Origin of the sequence: Larkinella arboricola (assembly GCF_003259745.1) — a bacterium.
GTDB lineage: Bacteria > Bacteroidota > Bacteroidia > Cytophagales > Spirosomataceae > Larkinella > Larkinella arboricola.
This window is the reverse complement of record NZ_QLMC01000021.1, coordinates 1-13377: the sequence shown is the minus strand read 5'-3', so window position 1 is coordinate 13377 and position 13377 is coordinate 1. Positions and strand designations below refer to the sequence as shown.

Sequence of the window (13377 nt, the reverse complement as noted above, 5' to 3'; positions counted from 1 at the left end):
CAGAACCTCCTTAATAATTTCGTTTTGCAGACTCAGCTCGGCATACATCTTCTTCAGCCGGCGATTCTCTTCTTCCAACTCTTTAAGCCGCTTGACTTCCGAAACCTGCATGCCGCCGTATTTGGCCCGCCAATTATAAAACGTGGCCTCACTAATGCCATGCTCCCGGGTAATCTGGGCGACGGTTTGACCGCTATCCTGTTGTTTAAGGATCGCTACAATCTGCGATTCGGTAAATCGATTTGCTTTCATTCCCCTTTTCAATTACAGTGAAAGTTATGTTTTTTACGCTACTTTTCACTGGCTCATTTTTAAGGGTTCAGGACAGGGCTTGCTGCTGATGCTGCTGGTCAGTCTATCCACCGGGGCGCAGCCCCAGCCACCGGAACAACACGATGACCTACCGATTCAGCCCCTGAGTGTCTACGAAACCAATCTCAAACGGTATTACACCACCAAGTGGCAGGCCGACCGCAAGGAGTTTGAAACCGTCCACAAAAAGAAGTGGTGGTACTACCTGCCCAACGTGGGATGGGCCTTCGGACTGCCCACGGTCACACTCGGCACTTCGACACTGGCCCAGATCGACCGGGATAAAACCGTCATGAAGGCCAAACTCGACGGCATCGATGCCAAAGCCCACTACGAATACAACGAAGCCCTGCTGGAACTACGAACCCGTTACCGGTTGCTGACGCGGGAGCGGGAACACGACCGGCTGGAACGGCAACTAACCGATCCGGTTGAGAATAGTATTATGCAGATTCATACCGATGCCTTTACCGACCAGAAGATAACCCCGTTGGAGCACCTGCAAAAGAAGCGGGAGCATAGCCGCTTCAAGCTGCAACGGCACGAGCGCCGGAATGAGCTGTATCACCACTGGCTGGAGTTGGAGCAGTTGGCCCGCTACCAGATGCCGCAGGAGACGCTACAAGCCGATGAGGTGAACCCCGAAGTAAAGCCGTGAGCAGGGAGTTGAAAACTTTTTCAGCAGAAGTAAAAACAATGGGTTAACCCGATGCGTTATAGAGTAGTAAATCGCTGATGTGTGGGGATGCTGTGAAAGGCACCTGATTGAAAGATTAACCACGGATTAAGCGATGAATAAAAGCCAGGTGACTTCAACCGTCGTCTGGCTTTCTTTATTAGATCGGGCATAGGTTCAGGGCATCGACCACGTTTTGAACCTCTCGAAGTAGCTGATCACATTCGGGCCGAATTTCTACTTCTTTTCGATTGATGGGTCCCCAATGCTTTCGGAGTTTCCGTAGCCCAACGGCGGCAAATTCAGCCGCAAAGGCCGGGCAATCTTTTGAAAGACGTTGAAACTCTTTCCCAGGACCCGATCCGAAATTTTCAAGATTATGGGCTTTACATTTTACTCCCTCCCGGAAGATTTCAACAAAGCCCACTGGATTTGCCAAGTACTGGTTGAACAGTACCGGTAACAAGGAACTGGCATTGCGGGCATTAAAGCTCGTTTGAAATAAACCGGCTTCTGCTGTTTCCGCCGTTGTATTGGTGGCGGATTGATCCCGTCCAACACAAAACTTCCCTGAACTTTCGCGCATTCCAAGACCGATCAGCAGCACAAACAAATGCCGAAGCGTATCCACTCCCGCAGTGTCATTTGTCATTCCAGCATGAGCGAATAACGCTTCGTACCATGCAAGCGCATCTCTGTCAGGGTTACCGGTATTGGCTTTCGCCATCTCAACCGCTGTGGCATCTCCTGCTTTGAACTTGCAATAAACTCTGGCATAGACAACAGCCATTCCTTTGATGTAGCCAGTAGGTGCAACTCCTCGATCTCGCCAATGAAACGTTGCAAGAGTCGAGTTAGCAGCAAGTTCAATCAGTTGATCCATAGAAGTAGCTGTAAGTGTAGCTTCACTAATTTATGATGCCGTTACTTCAATACGAAATTGGATAACTTGGAAAAGAAGCCGGCCTTCAGTAGCCACGAATAGCCAAATGCCCATACTGCAACGGCTTCTAGCCAAAACGTTGCACTGTTCGGGTGCTCAAACCAGCTTTTATCGAATAGTATTCCTAACTTACCTAGAGCGATTGTGAGCAGGGCAAGAATCATTATGATTCCACAAGTCCGGTAGAGGGTTTTGTCCAGCATACCCGGTTTCTCATCCGAAGAATCATCTTGCGGGAATCGAAAGAAGGACATTAACGCCAGTGAAACTAGAAAGACGGCGGCTGAAAAGAAGTGAAAGCCACTATAAATGTGATCGGGTTCAATGAAGGTAATTGAGTACAAAAAATCGGCGTGATGGCATTCAGGAGCTAAATTCGAAGTGGGAAAGATGACCACACACAAAGCAAAAATGCCAGCAATGAAAGAGAGAACAAAATCAATTGGCTTCTTTCCTTTATAAACCATCAAGATAATGGCTAGCAAGCCTAACGTGATGATAAATGCACTGCTAATCCGGGTGTAAAAGTAATGGCTGATTGATTCTAAGGGTCTGGCATGACCACTGAAACCGTATAGGCCAAAGAGTAAGATCAGCGGAAGTGATATACCCAATAGGCCAATTACAATTCTGAGTGAATCCTGATTTGTAGCAATCGGTTTTTCTGGTTGGCTAGCGTCGCTTTGATACTCCGGCGTTAAAGCAGTTTTTAAATTGTTCAGAAGGGGCATGGTCAAAGGAAGTAAGGTGAGTACACAATACCGTATACTTTCTTGTAGGATCTGCATGAGAATTCCCACCTGCACCGGTTAACAGGCTGAAATACAGGCAAAGGCATTAGTGAATCAAGGTGAAATTCCTCCTATTTAACAGCCTGAGTCCTAAAAACCTTAAATTAATTTGGATCGAGTAATCCTCTCTCGTTAATGACCTCTACAGAAGCCCTTGTTTTTGAAGCTCGCGACACCGAGATATTTTCAATTCCTGATACGAAAACCAAACTGAATACGCTCCAAAATTACTTTTTCCCTCGTTTGAAGAAGCTGCTCGATATGGCTTTACAGGAAGTGAAAGAAGCTTACGGGATTGACCCATTTGAACGGTATAATTTTGTTTACAGTCCTTCTCACCGAAAAGAAGCGAAGGTAAACCAGGATACGGATTTAGTTTTGATTGGCATATCTGGACGAAGACTCTTTGATCGTCAGCTTAAGGTAAAGCGGGAAGATGGGAAGCCGTACGCCTTACATCCGGCATCAGCTTATTTCCAAGTAACAAATACCGGTCGAATGACAGTTAATGTTTGGCCTTTTACTTTTTCAGATGAGACTTATTTCTGGAATCTTAAAAAGTATTTAAGACACCATTATGAAAGTTTTACAGCCCTTCTAAATGCAGGAAATCTAAACTACCACACTCTTGAAGGAAAAAAGAAGCTGAGTCCGATTAAACATATGCTGACGGATGAGTACTTTTTTGAAGTTCAGTCGTCGGCTTTATACTTTCCAATAGAAAATCCACTAGCTATTGACCAGTTAGTAGTTGCATTTGTGTTGGCATTTCCGATACTAGATATCTGTTACGCCTTGGCAGAAGGCATAAAACCGGCTTTTCCCGATCAGGTTAAAGCGTTGACAAAATGGCTTACAAACCGAAACCCGCCTGAATTGACTAGAGCTGAAATCCAAGAAATTCAACTACCTGAACTTGATAGTTACCGGTTTGTCCGTGCCGGTCTTTGGTACCAGGTACTGGCCCGGGACAACTGGACGTGTTGTAGCTGTCGGCGCAGTGCAAAAGAACACGGTATTGTTTTGCACGTCGATCACATTCTCCCTCGATCATTGGGTGGCCGCGATGAGCTGGCAAACTTGCAGACACTATGCCGAAAGTGTAATATCGGCAAGAGCAACAAAGATTTCACCGACTTACGAAGCTAAGAACATCTAGCCGAAGCCTAGTAAGGGTTATTTAACAAAAGCATAACGTGCGTAATGCTTTTGTTAAAAAAGTTCAAAAGGATGTACGTCGTCCACTTTCTGCGGACTGAGGAGAGGGCATATGCGTATAAACTCTTATGTCACCCTTAAGATATTGTTGCGTGCGTAAACAGTTTAAAGAGATAATTATAAACGTCTTCGCTGTTTTATTCATGGAGGTTTGTTTGCAGAAGTATTTCAGATCGCCGCGGGCCGTTCCTTTTTCTATACATTAGATCGGCTCAGTTTTCTAGGGGCACGTCAGTTTGATTCTGTGTAATACGCACTCATAATTGTTTAATTACCTTAACGGTTGATCGAGAGGGGCCACTCACCAATTCTACGAGGTAAATGCCTGCTGGTTGCTCACTCATAGATAGCGTTGTAGTGAGTTTGCCATCCATGACATAATGGTGCTCATTTAATAAGCGCCCCTGTATATCCTTGAGAGAAATTGTTAGCGTCCTTCTCTGAGGAGCTTGTACGTTAATCATTAACAAGGATGATGTAGGATTAGGATAAACTTGCACTTGGCTGTCAAAATGAGCCGTTGTTGATGTCAAAGGGGCAACCGTTATAATGGCTTGACCATAGGACTGACCCACCCCACAGGTAGCAGTGCTAACTTGAACTAATTTATAAGTAGTCGTTGTATCTACTCGTAAATAAATCCGATGAGGTGTTGTTTCTGCTAGTCCTGTTAGATGACCGGTCTGCTGTTCAACCCTATAATTCCAGTTTGGCAGGCCACTAAAATTCATCGTCAATGTAACCGAATCGCCTTTCGTGAGTGTAGTTGTACCGGTCAGAGTACCGCTCACCACCGGAGAGATTTGAATACTTCGCGGGCTTGATGCCCCTTCGTTAGGGGGATCGCTGCTGACAACTCGTAACCGATTACCTTTTCCTGACGGGGTATCCACCGGGATCGAAACCGTTAACGGCGATGAAGTTCCGCTAGTGACTAGTGACTTATAATTCTTTCCGGTTGAATCTGAAAGCTGAACCGTAAATCGGTTCGCTGAGTTAAAGTGACCAGTTTGCTTAAAGTACACCTGGGCAGTTTTTCCAGCACAGAGCACTGTAGATGATTCCACCAGTCGCATTGTGGTAGACGCGGATGAAATTAATTGTACCGTAACGGTTCCGGTTACTTCACCGGAACCACAACCATTAGCGATATGATCGACCCAATAAGTAGCCGACTCTACCGCTTGAAATGTTAACTGGTTGTTTATGAGCTGGGCAGTTACTGGGATACTCCCACCTTGCAAAGCTAAACCATTTATATAGCCTCCGGATTCCGGAACGGCGAAAAGAACCCAATCATTTTTATAGGCAGTGGCCGTTCCCGATAGCTTTAAATTTGGTGTGCCCGCCACCGATATGGTTCCTAATTCGCTGGACATTCGAATGTCTGAAGGCGTTATACTTTCTATTTTTACATGATATATACCACTTGGTAATGAAGTGGGCATGGCAATGGCACCCACGAAGTCCAGATCTGTCGTTGCTGCGATCCGCTGCCAATGACTGTCATCTACCCGTCGCACAAAGATCCCCAATTCATGGCCCGGTTCAAAATCGCCTACCGCCTGAAATGAAAGCGCCAGTTTCTGACCACGACAGATGCTGCCTGATGCTAGTGAGAAAGCCCGTAATCCTGGTTGAACCCGAACTAAAATTGATGTAGTATCCTTAGCATACCCGCATTCCGACCAAGCTGATCGGATCTGATACTGAGTTGTTCGCCTGGGTTTTACGTTAATACTTGTACCAGTTACGTTAGTAACAGTTGTTCCTTCCGATAAGACTGCTCCAAAAGTGTCATTGCCATTTAAATAAAGTGTAGCGGACTGATTGGGTGGAAGGTCAATGGTAGTTTGTTGTTGGGCCGCTGAGAGTGTAACTTTCAATGCCGTACGGATCGTTATTCGGTCATTGTCCCACGGCGAATACTGGCGAGCTAAGATAACTTGCTGGTCTGGCAGCACAGCTTTTATTTGCAAACGGTAAGATTTATCAGGTAATAAATTAGTTAGGATAACCTGTAAACTCCCCTGCTGGCGGGATGCTGACAGAGTACGGCTTGGGCCATTATCCTGATGAACATCAACCAGAAATTGAGTGCCTGGGGGTACCACTCCAACAATTTTATAAGGTATAGTTACTTGTTGACTGCCTGGACAAAGGTAGGAATCTACTGTATTTTGGTAAAGTAGAAACGGATCAACCTTTACCTCCGCCACGTTAGGGTAAAACTGCTGAATGCAAGCCTTACTGACCTTTTGTATGGTGTAGGTAGTTCGCTCCAAAGGAGCGTCCGGCTTGCCTAGTCCAAAGGTTCTACCAAGCCACTTACCATCTAAGGTGCCGGAACTCGCCTTGATCTGGGCATCGTAAATGGAACTGTTCAAATATATAACTGATTTGGGATAGCTGGGAATAGCAATTTTGACGGCATTTTGACTTAAACCTAATGGGCCAAAGTAACTTAAACTTAAATTAGCGGCAGCGGTAGTAGCGGCTACTTCAAGATAAACTTCCTCACTCTTGATACCGTCCTGAGCGACAACTCGTAGTTTATAACGACCAGCGTTTGATGGAAGCGTAATTAGAAGGGGAGACGAAGAGCCGCTACCCACGATCTGCCCTGTCCATTCACTTCGGTATTCGCTTATCTCAACTTTATAAGATGAATTGGAAAATTGAGGACCTGTTACCACAAATCGCACGGTAGTTTGCTGACCCTCACAAACCCTGACCTGAGTGGGTAGCTCATGGCGAGATCCAATGGTCGTAATCTGAATAATCGGGATCGTCGGAGAAGAAACCGAGATATGGACACTTCCTGTTGCCTGCCCTTCCCCGCACTGGTTACGAACAGACTGAATCGTATAAGTTCTTGTATCTGGAACTTGTAGGGATAAAGTATGAAATGCGGAGTTTGACCAATCTGGTGTCGGATAGGTGAAGTTAGTGCTATCCGATAGCGTTATTTCCAAGCCATTCGTGCCGCCTGTCGTTTCAAAAGGCAAGTGATATAAACTGGGCTGATCTAGATGGACCGAGCCCGAAAATAAAGTCGCCGTAGGCGACTTATTAATATGTATTGCTCGAATTAGCGAGCTGAGCAGGCCATCATGTAGGCGTCGAAGGCGGAAATCGTATGTACCCGGGGGGATATGATCCGGTATTTTTATGATCAGTTTCCCGGGCTCAATTTGAACGATGGGAAAGGTAAAGCGAACCGTCAAACGATTATCGCTAATGTTATCACCTGCTTCGACGACAAAATCTTTAGCGGAATCGGTGAAGGCAAAATTGGTTGTAAAAAAAACACTGATTTGATGCCCTACACAGACTTGAGATCGGCTAATAGAATCAAGTCGAATGCCGTCTGTGACTGTAACGGTTGCTTTGCCCTTTATTTGAGCCGATGCGTCACAGCCATAGGTAAAGATTTGTTGAATGGAATACTCTGTCGACTTGGTAGGGGCAAGAGCAAGATGAAAAATTCCCGGTGTTATTCTTTCGGATAAGGGGACAAGACTACTGTCCTGCATGATCACAGCGGGTGAACCAACAGCATTTGTCGCTTTTGCCAATAGAACCGCAGGTAACCCGAATGGCGTTGAGACAGATTCTAACAATTCTATAGTAGGAACCGGCCTCAGATAAACGGCCGGAAGCATAACTCTGATATTCAAATCGGTGTTATAAATGATCAGCTTATAGGCTGATTCTAAACCGTTCGTATAAAATCCAGTGAGTGTTCGGGGTGATGGTATAACCAAAGATTGGTGACGAACGGTCGCAGTAGTGGTATGTGTGACGGCCCCGTCTGGCTTAATCCAATCGATTCTAAATTGCGTGGTAGCTGGTAAATCTTGGTTGGAGAAGTAAGTAGGATAAATAGTATCTCCCGGACAAAAGTGGATGGAAGGATATTTCGTTAGCTGAAACCCAACTTTGCTGGCACTCACCGTCGTTGAGCCCGACACTTGGCCGTTTCCACAACCATTTTGCACCCGGGTTAATTGGTAGTTGGTTGTTTTTTGAGGTACTATCGGAAATGAGTCAAACGTATCTGCTGAATAGATGTCATGATACTCAAGCGTGTCATTTATCCAAAGTTTGTACGGCGCACCGCCCGTTAATACTACGTGCAAACGAGCCGATTCACCCAGTGAAACAACACTGCTATCTTTAGAACTGCCAACTAACCGGGCTATTGGAGCCGCTTGGATAAGGAATTCCCCAATATAGTTACTGTAAGTAACTGGAGCACTAGAAACGAGTCGGAATCGATAGGTTTGCCCAATTTCTAAACTATCAGGTAAGCGGACGGTAGCGGGACTAGAAGTGACATTGCCAGTTATATCTTGAAATAGATCAGATCTGCTATGGCTTATTTGCAGGTGAAAGGAGTTGCTAGGTTGAAAAGTGCCTGTTGTTGTAAAATAAAAAGTAAAATCGTTTCCACGACACAACTGAGTGGCCGAAACGGTCATTTCAATCGAATTAGTTTGGGCATATAGAAAATGGACACTCAAAAGCCACAGGATGACGAAAAGACAATAGCGCATTGACAAAAATGCCTAACACAATTAAAAATTAAAACAAAGCGTACAAATATACCCGTTCTAAGAACGATATCAATTTATGCAAAGTAAAAATAACTAAGGAAATATAACTAATACGAAGCCCGAAATTCTGTTATATAACTTTCATTATGTTAACCTGAACTTAATTTAATGTGCTCTTACTCACGGATCAATGCACACATTTTACACGTTTCTAAAGAGGGTTTAGAATAGAATTTACGAGCCAGAATTAATCGCTGTATTTCATAATATTGTATTCAAACCAATTAGTGCTTGTACACTAAAAAAACGTCTAAACAATTCCATTTTATTTGTTAAGTTCCACTTATTTTGGCAGCATGTTTTCCTAACTTGCACTCATGTCCGCATTATCCCGGTATCCTGAATTTTTACAACGCGTTAAACATCAGATTCAGCAAGCTCAAGTTAAAGTTGCTACTTCAGCCAATCAGCAATTGTTACTCTCCTATTGGCAGGTAGGCGGATTGATTCTTTCCTATCAACAGCAGCAAGGCTGGGGAAGTAAAGTGATTGATCGGCTTTCGGCGGACCTTCGCCATACGTATCCTGGTCTGGAAGGGTTTTCCACCCGCAACTTGGGCTATATGAAGAAGTTTGTGACGGCCAACTTGCCTTTAATTCTGCAACATGGTGTTGCAGAATTGCCATTAGCAGAGCAGTCCCAAGTTGATGTAGATTTTATTCTGGAAAAAACCGCTGATTTTGAGACTCTTTTCTTAGCGTCTCCTCTATCAAAAGTTACCTGGTCTCATCATATTATTTTGTTGGACAAGGTTAAAGATCCGGCGCAACGCCTATGGTACATTGAGCAATCGTTACAGGGAAGTTGGGGTCGAAATGTGCTACGGCATCAAATTGACCTGGGTTTGTATCAGCGGCAGGTGACCACACCTAAACTAACCAATTTTCAGCGTACGTTACCGCAACCTCAATCCGATCTGGCAACCCAGTTGCTTAAAGATCCTTATGTCTTCGATTTTGTAATGGCTACGGCTAAAACCAAGGAGCGGAATATTGAAGACCAATTGGTTCAGCACGTAACCAAATTTCTATTGGAGTTGGGACAAGGATTTGCCTTTGTGGGTCGACAATATCCAATTAGGGTAGGCGACGGAGAGTACTATATCGATTTGTTATTTTACCACATTCGGCTGCGATGTTATGTGGTGGTTGAACTAAAAGCCCGTGATTTCGAGCCGGGTGATGCCGGACAGATCAACTTCTATGTCAATGTTATTAATGATTATCTCCGCACGCCCGACGATAATCCGACCATTGGCCTTCTGCTTTGTAAAGGGAAAAACGAAGCCTTGGCTGAATATGCCTTGGGAGGCATGAAAAATCCGCTGGGTGTTGCCGATTATGAGTTGACGAAAGCCGTTCCTGAAACCTTAAAATCCCAGTTACCATCGATTGAGGAATTAGAGAATGAACTGCGGGAGGAAGGCACTGATTCCGAGACGAAGGGCAGAAGAGAAGACTAATCCATATTAAATGAATTCTAATAAATCTTTTATCCCTTTTCAACCAATGTTCTATATTGGTTTTACAGTCACAATCATCATTTTTGAATCTGTTTACGATATCGTTTGACACTGGATATACTGATGCCAGTCAGATTCACAATCTCGGATACGGACAAACCGCGTTCAATAGCTTTTTTCACCTTCTTGAACTTCTCGATATCTACGCCACTGGGCCGACCAATGTGTTTACCTTTGGCCTTAGCCAACAACTGACCCGCCCGCGTCTTTTCCAAAATACTCTCCCGATCATATTCGGCTAAAGCGGCAAAGATCTGCAGAACCAGTTTTCCTGCTGGTGTCGAACTGTCCACGCCCAAATCCAGTGCCTTAAACTGGATGCCCTGCTGGGCAAACTGGCTGATGAGGGAAATGAGGTGGTCGCGGCTCCTACCCAACCGGAAAAAACGGGCGACTACCACGGTGTCGCCTTCTCGTAATTTGGTAAGTAATTCGTCCAAGGCTGGGCGGCTGATGTGAACGCCGGAAACTTTGTCCTGGAAGATTTCATCGCAGCCAAACTTCTGGAGCATCTCAAGTTGGGTATCCAGGTTCTGATCGGCCGTCGATACGCGGGCATAGCCAAAGATTTTGTTCATAGGGTTCAGGAAGCTAGTCTCATAAAGCGAAAAGTCAAAAAGAAGCCGAACCTACTTTTTGACCCTGAATTTTGTAGAGAAGGGTGAACCTACTTTTTGGTCCCATAAGTTATGGAGAATATTATAAAAAAGATCCTGCTTGAGGCAAAAGGTAAAAAAGCCATGAAATCCTGATTATCATGGCCCTTCTCCCACTGGCTTCGGCACGGTCCGCGGCCGCGGTGTGGTTCCCTCACATTCGGTATGCCGACCCAGGTCGGACCGTGCCGGATCGGATCGCCGTTGCGACGGACCACTCCGATTCCAATTCTTTAGATTTGTCTCCGACTAGTTGAGGGGCCATGATATTCCTATTGGCCGAGAGTTGATGGACCCGAAGATCGAACTCAAGGTTACTTACTGGCAAACATGGTTGAAGTAGAACGGCTGAATCAACCCCGTAGCGGCTTTCTGCCGACCGACTCTTCCGGGGTAGCAGTACGTTTTATACGCCCCATTCTCAATTAGCATTGAGTTCGAGTAATTCTGACACCGTTTTAAATGAATACCCCCGCTGTCTTAATTGCCTTACAATGCCTCGAATCGCTTGGACCGATTCCTTTCTTTCAGCAACCATAACGTGCAAAAGAATAATGGAGCCGGGTTTTACATTGGCTAAGACATGGCTGACAATCTTTTTGGAATCATTCGCAATCTCAGCGTACGATTCGGGTTCCACATCCCACATGATGGTTTTTCGATGGGTCTGTTCCAGATAATACGGAAGCGCAACTAACTTTTTCCCGTTTGGGGGTCTAAATAGAATTTCATGTCGGTACCCAGCCCGGCGAATCAGCGAGTCGGTCCTTTCAATTTCTGCCCGGATGAATGCTGGTGTTTTCAGAACCATCCGCTGGTGTGAGTAGGAATGGTTGCCTACTTGATGACCTGCCAGAACAATCTTTTTTCCCTGCGGCATATTTTCGACAAGTGCCTTTCCGGTTACGAAAAATGTCGCTTTAATGTCCAATTCCTTCAGTATGGGCAAAACACGGTCGGTTAGGCGGGTGGGACCATCGTCGAAGGTGAGCGCAACGACCTTCTGGTCGGTTTGGATGTGGGGATAAATCTCGCCGAAAAATTGAAACGTTCGTGACCTGGAAATACGCCACAGTACAATCAACGTGCAACTGGTTGCTAACAGAGAAAGGATAGCGTATTTCTTTATTTTGTTCCGTTGTAATTTCATTCTTTCCGGCTGAGTTACTTCTAAAAACTAGGAGGTCATTAGAGAACAGCTATAAGACGGCATAAAAGCGCTGTGGGCGAAAGAGTTAGAGTGCTCCTTGTACAGATTCAGATACGTATACATCGTTAATGTTTTCAACCAACCGGGTCATTAGGAGTAAGCATCGTTCTTTTTTAAGAGCGGATAACTAACGCTAAATTAGATCGCACTCTCGGCATTCGGCTCTCAGGCGTTAAGCTATCCTTTGTCAGGCCCTTATAGATGAACTAGGATTCCTCAACATTCAGTCCTGCGGGCGAAACCGTTACGCTAAACCTGCTTTCCTGACCGGACGACCTGGGGAAAAAGTGCTTTTGTCCCGGCCGGGTCGTGGCCTTCCGATTACCCTGGCCAACGATTATTTTTTCTTTTAGCCCTTGAAATTTTTCTAAAAGTAATTGATGTGAATGCCGGGGCTTACTTTCCCCGGGTTAACTCTTAGTCAATATCCCGGCCTTCCGATACCGCCTAGATCCGTTCCACCGAAACGTTTTGACTGACGGGTTGGGTTTTGTATCAGGCCTTGGCGGCCCTAACAAATAACACAGGATCCAAAGGGGATGAGGGTACCCTCATCAATAAGCCTGGCCTAGGGGTTTCTGCCCGGGATATGCCCCACAATGAGCCTATCAGCCATCGTGCTTTTAGCGCTTCGAAGGTCCACGCTACCCACCTTCGCTACTCCCACTAAGTACCTCATCTGCCGGTAAAAGTAACCGTTTCTCAAAAGTAGCAGGAGTTGACTCATTTGTGACAGGCTTTGCTGGCAACGGTGCCGACCTTTGATTCAACAAAAACAGAGATAACAACCTTTAAATAATAAACGCCATGAAAGCCTTATTGAACACCCTGCTGATTGCCTTTGCCGTAACCACTGCCAGTTTCAACGCGGCTCAAGCCGGGCCCAAAGAACCCCGGAAAGTAGCCGCCTTTCAAAGCGGAATCCACACCACCGCCGATGGCAAACTGCAGGTAGCGGTTCAAAAAGAAACGACCAGTGCGGTGCTAGTCACGCTGATCAACCAGAAAGGCGAAGCGGTCTTTAGCCAACGCATGAGCAAACGCCAGCAGGCGCTTCGCTTCCGGTTTGATGTGGGCAACCTGCCCGACGGGGTGTCCTTACCCCCTATAGTAAGCCAGTTTTGATTGGAATTAAGCCGCCTGTCGGTACTCGACCGGCGTCATAAACTTCAAAGCCTGATGAGGGCGTTCTGAATTGTATTCCATCAGCCACTCATCCACTATTCTTCTTACCTGCCTGATACTGGTAAAAATATGGGCATCCAAAACCTCCCGTCGAAACGTCCCATTAAACCGTTCGATATAGGCGTTCTGCGTGGGCTTACCCGGCTCAATCCAACACAGTTCAATGGTCTGATCTTTGCACCAATCCTGCAAGGCCTGGCTAATAAATTCCGGGCCGTTATCACTGCGGATCCGTTTTGGTTTG

11 protein-coding genes are annotated in these 13377 nt (G+C 45.7%); 4 read left to right on the top strand and 7 right to left on the bottom strand.

The features are described from left to right. A partial coding sequence (tnpA, locus tag LX87_RS28160; protein WP_146624604.1) for an IS66 family insertion sequence element accessory protein TnpA occupies nucleotides 1-252 on the bottom strand: 252 nt, incomplete at its 3' end. A 79-nt stretch (nucleotides 253-331) separates the two neighbouring features. On the opposite strand from tnpA, the gene LX87_RS28155 reads away from it, so the two are divergent. Further along, complete coding sequence (locus LX87_RS28155) at nucleotides 332-970, top strand: hypothetical protein (RefSeq protein WP_111631637.1); 639 nt, start codon at nucleotides 332-334, stop codon at nucleotides 968-970. A gap of 178 nt (nucleotides 971-1148) precedes the next feature. Here LX87_RS28155 and LX87_RS28150 read toward each other — a convergent pair whose 3' ends face one another. Then, nucleotides 1149-1871: a hypothetical protein gene (locus LX87_RS28150; protein WP_211325391.1), complete on the bottom strand. Its 723-nt coding sequence runs from the start codon at nucleotides 1869-1871 to the stop codon at nucleotides 1149-1151. Between the two features lie 41 nt (nucleotides 1872-1912). Further along, nucleotides 1913-2662 carry a hypothetical protein gene (locus LX87_RS28145; RefSeq protein ID WP_146624603.1) on the bottom strand — a complete coding sequence of 250 codons (750 nt, stop codon included), beginning with the start codon at nucleotides 2660-2662 and terminating at the stop codon, nucleotides 1913-1915. Between the two features lie 195 nt (nucleotides 2663-2857). On the opposite strand from LX87_RS28145, the gene LX87_RS29055 reads away from it, so the two are divergent. Beyond that, nucleotides 2858-3871 (top strand): HNH endonuclease, encoded by a 1014-nt coding sequence (locus LX87_RS29055; RefSeq protein ID WP_211325390.1) that lies wholly within the window; start codon nucleotides 2858-2860, stop codon nucleotides 3869-3871. 326 nt (nucleotides 3872-4197) lie between these two features. Here LX87_RS29055 and LX87_RS28135 read toward each other — a convergent pair whose 3' ends face one another. Continuing rightward, entirely contained in the window at nucleotides 4198-8499 is a 4302-nt protein-coding gene (locus tag LX87_RS28135) for a T9SS type A sorting domain-containing protein (protein WP_111631635.1), read from the bottom strand. 377 nt (nucleotides 8500-8876) lie between these two features. Between LX87_RS28135 and LX87_RS28130 the strand changes: the two genes are divergently transcribed. Continuing rightward, a complete protein-coding gene (locus LX87_RS28130; protein ID WP_111631634.1) occupies nucleotides 8877-10022 on the top strand; it encodes a PDDEXK nuclease domain-containing protein in 1146 nt (381 codons plus the stop codon). A gap of 77 nt (nucleotides 10023-10099) precedes the next feature. On the opposite strand, the gene LX87_RS28125 is transcribed toward LX87_RS28130, so the two are convergent. After that, nucleotides 10100-10660, bottom strand: coding sequence for a recombinase family protein (locus LX87_RS28125; RefSeq protein ID WP_111631633.1), 561 nt, complete (start codon nucleotides 10658-10660; stop codon nucleotides 10100-10102). A 499-nt stretch (nucleotides 10661-11159) separates the two neighbouring features. After that, nucleotides 11160-11888, bottom strand: coding sequence for a polysaccharide deacetylase family protein (locus LX87_RS28120; protein ID WP_111631632.1), 729 nt, complete (start codon nucleotides 11886-11888; stop codon nucleotides 11160-11162). Nucleotides 11889-12755: 867 nt separating this feature from the next. On the opposite strand from LX87_RS28120, the gene LX87_RS28115 reads away from it, so the two are divergent. After that, the gene (locus LX87_RS28115) at nucleotides 12756-13073 is read left to right on the top strand and encodes a hypothetical protein (RefSeq protein WP_111631631.1); all 318 of its coding nucleotides are present in this window, start codon (nucleotides 12756-12758) and stop codon (nucleotides 13071-13073) included. A 6-nt stretch (nucleotides 13074-13079) separates the two neighbouring features. Here the strand turns inward: LX87_RS28115 and LX87_RS28110 are convergent. Then, nucleotides 13080-13377 (bottom strand): integrase core domain-containing protein (locus LX87_RS28110; RefSeq protein ID WP_146624543.1); only part of this gene is annotated, 298 nt, incomplete at its 5' end.

Coding starts and splice junctions, on each gene's coding strand:
- LX87_RS28120 (WP_111631632.1), bottom strand. CDS start 11,888: ATGAAATTACAACGGAACAAAATAAAGAAATACGCTATCCTTTCTCTG.
- LX87_RS28125 (WP_111631633.1), bottom strand. CDS start 10,660: ATGAACAAAATCTTTGGCTATGCCCGCGTATCGACGGCCGATCAGAAC.
- LX87_RS28130 (WP_111631634.1), top strand. CDS start 8,877: ATGTCCGCATTATCCCGGTATCCTGAATTTTTACAACGCGTTAAACAT.
- LX87_RS28135 (WP_111631635.1), bottom strand. CDS start 8,499: ATGCGCTATTGTCTTTTCGTCATCCTGTGGCTTTTGAGTGTCCATTTT.
- LX87_RS28115 (WP_111631631.1), top strand. CDS start 12,756: ATGAAAGCCTTATTGAACACCCTGCTGATTGCCTTTGCCGTAACCACT.
- LX87_RS28145 (WP_146624603.1), bottom strand. CDS start 2,662: ATGCCCCTTCTGAACAATTTAAAAACTGCTTTAACGCCGGAGTATCAA.
- LX87_RS28150 (WP_211325391.1), bottom strand. CDS start 1,871: ATGGATCAACTGATTGAACTTGCTGCTAACTCGACTCTTGCAACGTTT.
- LX87_RS29055 (WP_211325390.1), top strand. CDS start 2,858: ATGACCTCTACAGAAGCCCTTGTTTTTGAAGCTCGCGACACCGAGATA.